This window comes from Piscinibacter sp. (genome assembly GCF_050175855.1).
Classification (GTDB): domain Bacteria; phylum Pseudomonadota; class Gammaproteobacteria; order Burkholderiales; family Burkholderiaceae_C; genus Piscinibacter.
This window is the reverse complement of the sequence record NZ_JBFXIO010000512.1, coordinates 1-2989: the sequence shown is the minus strand read 5'-3', so window position 1 is coordinate 2989 and position 2989 is coordinate 1. Positions and strand designations below refer to the sequence as shown.

Annotated in this window: 4 protein-coding genes; 3 read left to right on the top strand and 1 reads right to left on the bottom strand. The window is 70.6% G+C overall.

Features of this window, described 5'->3' with window-relative positions; translation table 11 throughout:
* A partial coding sequence (locus AB7U92_RS24840) for a LuxR C-terminal-related transcriptional regulator (protein ID WP_428583167.1) occupies window positions 1-333 on the top strand: 333 nt, incomplete at its 5' end.
* Window positions 334-342: 9 nt separating this feature from the next.
* Here AB7U92_RS24840 and AB7U92_RS24835 read toward each other — a convergent pair.
* Window positions 343-960 carry a glutathione S-transferase family protein gene (locus AB7U92_RS24835; protein WP_428583168.1) on the bottom strand — a complete coding sequence of 206 codons (618 nt, stop codon included), beginning with the start codon at window positions 958-960 and terminating at the stop codon, window positions 343-345.
* Window positions 961-1117: 157 nt separating this feature from the next.
* Between AB7U92_RS24835 and AB7U92_RS24830 the strand changes: the two genes are divergently transcribed.
* Both AB7U92_RS24830 and AB7U92_RS24825 read left to right on the top strand, forming a co-directional pair.
* Complete coding sequence (locus AB7U92_RS24830; RefSeq protein ID WP_428583165.1) at window positions 1118-2308, top strand: YjgN family protein; 1191 nt, start codon at window positions 1118-1120, stop codon at window positions 2306-2308.
* Window positions 2309-2318: 10 nt separating this feature from the next.
* Window positions 2319-2989: M48 family metallopeptidase (locus tag AB7U92_RS24825; RefSeq protein ID WP_428583163.1), on the top strand; the 671-nt coding region annotated here is incomplete at its 3' end.

Here is a 2989-nt window from a genome sequence, read left to right as displayed (position 1 = left end):
GTGCAGGGTCAGTCGCCGCAGATGCTGATCGCCACGATCGAGCAGGCGCTGGCCGGCGGCGCCGAGATGTCGCCGACCATCGCCCGCCAGATCAAGGCGCACTTCGACGCCGTGAGCTGGAAGCACAGCGGCTCGACCGACGACGACAACCCGCTGCACCCCGACCAGCTCGAGCGTCAGGTGCTGCAGTGGACCTGCGACGGCTTCCTGCCGCACGAGATCGCGCGCGACCTGCGCATCAGCACGCGCGAGGTGGCGCAGCGCGTGCGCACGCTGTACCGCAAGCTGCAGCTCGACCGCCGGACCTCGGCGCTGACGCTGAAGCTGGTCTGAGCGGCCCGCTCAGGCCGTAGGCGGCCGGGTGTCCTGGAAGCTCTGCCGCGCCTCGAGCTTTTCCGCCAGCTTCGCCAGGTTGGCGTGGCGTGCGCGCCAGTCGATCTGCGGGAAGCGGAAGTCGAGGTAGCCCAGCGCGCAGCCCACGGCGATGTCGGCCAGCGACATGTGGATGCCCGAGCACCAGGGCTTGTCGCCCAGGCCGGTGCTCATCGCCACCAGCGCACCGTCGACGCGGCCGAGCTGGCGCTCGATCCAGGCGTGCGAGCGCTGCTCGGCAGCGCGGCCGGGCCAGGTGGCTTCCAGCCGCGCGAGGATGGCGGCATCGAGCACGCCGTCGGCCAGCGCTTCCCAGGTGCGCACCTCGGTGCGGCCGCGGCCCGACTCGGGAATGAGGCGGTTCAACGGCGAGCGGGTGTCGAGGTATTCGACGATCACGCGCGAGTCGAACACCGCCTCGCCGCCCTCAAGCACGAGGCAGGGCACCTTGCCCAGCGGATTGGCCTTGAGGATGGTGTCGGCGTTCCACACGTCCTCGAGTTCGAACTGGTAGTCGAGCTTCTTCTCGGCCATCACGATGCGCACCTTGCGCACGTAAGGGCTGGTGAGAGCGCCGATGAGTTTCATCATGCTGGTGCGTACGGTTGCGTCCGGGGTTCGGATCATTCTAGCCACGCGGGCCCTGCGAAGCCGGTGGTAGAGTCATTCGCCAAGGGAGCAATGCCCGCGGCTCAAGCAAGCCCCGGGCCCAATACGAATGAACGGATCCGGACGCGACGGCGCCATGCCTTCGAACGAGTGGCCCGACACGCAACCGGAGGGGCCGCCGCAGCGCCTGCCGCAGCGCCTGCCGCTGCGCTTCACCGGCTCGGGCAGCGAATACTTCCGCATCTGGATCGTCAACCTCCTGCTCACGCTGCTGACGCTCGGCCTGTACTACCCCTGGGCCAAGGTGCGGAGGCTGCGCTACTTCCACGGCAACACGCTGGTCGGCGAGCATCCGTTCGGCTTTCATGCCGATCCGCGCAAGATGCTGCGCGGCTACCTGCTCGTGGCGCTGCTGCTGGTGCTGTATTCGGCGGCCGGGCATTTCTCGCCCACCGCCGGCTTCATCGCCTTCGTGATCCTGGCGGCGGTGTGGCCGGCGCTGCTGAAGTCGTCGATGCAGTTCCGCCTGGCCAACACCAGCTGGCGCGGCCTGCGCTTCCGTTTCCGCGGCACGCTGCGCGGCGCCTATGACGCCTGGCTGCCCTTCTTCCTTCCGGGGCTGATCGTGCTGGGCGCCCTGGTCGGCGTGCCCGACCAGGAGAAGCCGCCGGCGTGGTACGGCTTCCTCACCATCGGCGTGATGCTGGCCTTCTTCGCCTTCGTGCCCTGGGTGTGGTGGCGGCTGAAGAAGTACCAGCACGACCACTACGCCTATGCGGGCGAACAGACCACGCTGCGCACGGGTGTCGGCTCGTTCTATGGTGTGTTCGCCGAGACGGTCGGTGTCGGGGCGGCCGGGGGCATGCTGATCGTCGTCGTCGTCGCGCTGCTGGCCGTGGGCTTCGGCGTGATGGCCGGGCTGGGCGGGCTCGGGCGCGGCGGCGGCGTGGCGCTGGCCGCGCTGATCGGCGTGGCGGTCTTCTTCCTCGCGCTGCTGGCGGTGCAACTGGTGCCGCGGCCCTACTTCGCCGCGCGCATGCAGAACCTGGTCTGGTCGCGCACGTCCAGCCGCGCAGTGGCCTTCGAGAGCAGCCTGCGCTTCTGGCCGCTGTTCGGCTTGACGCTCAAGAACTGGCTGCTGATCGTGCTGACGCTCGGCCTGTACTGGCCGTTCGCCGCGGTGGCCATGCAGCGCATCCGCGTCGAGGCCGTCACGCTGCTGCTGTCGGTCGACTCGCAGCGTCTGGTCGAGCGCGCCGGCGCGGCCGAAGGCGAGGCCGCGGGCGATGCGGCCGGCGACCTGTTCGGCATGGACATCGGCCTGTGACACCGAGCCGATGAGCGAGCCGCTTCGCGCCGAGTATTTCGATGGCCGCAGTGCCCTCGCCCATGCCGTGGCGCTGCGCCGCGACGGCGAGGCGCTGGCCATCGAGGGCGACGGCGTGGCCGCGCGCGTGCCGCTGGAGCGCGTGCGCTGGCCGGAGCGCACGCGGCACGGCGTGCGCGTGGCCGAGCTGCCCGGCGGGGCGTCACTGCAATGCGCCGATGCCGCGGCGTGGGATGCGTTTGCGCTCGAGTGCGGCCGCGGCGACGGCGCGGTGGTCCGCGCCCAGCAGAGCTGGCGCGCCGTTCTGGCCAGCCTGACGGCGCTCGTCGCGCTGCTCGCCGGGCTTTATGTGTGGGGCATCCCCGCAGCCGCGCACGCCGCGCTCGGGGTGATCCCGGCCAGCGTCGACGCCGCCGTCGGCGAGGTGGCGATGCGCTCGATCGACGAGGAGTGGATGAAGCCGAGCATGCTCGACGCCGCCGAGCAGCAGCGCCTGCGCGCCGCCTTCGAGAAGCTGCTCTCGGCACAACCGCAGGGCAGCGTGCCGGCGCATCGCCTCGAGTTCCGCAAGAGCCGCATCGGACCCAACGCCTTCGCACTTCCCGGCGGCACCATCGTGATGACCGACGAGCTGGTCAAGCTCGTCGACGGCGACGCCGCGGTGATCGCCGGCGTGCTGGC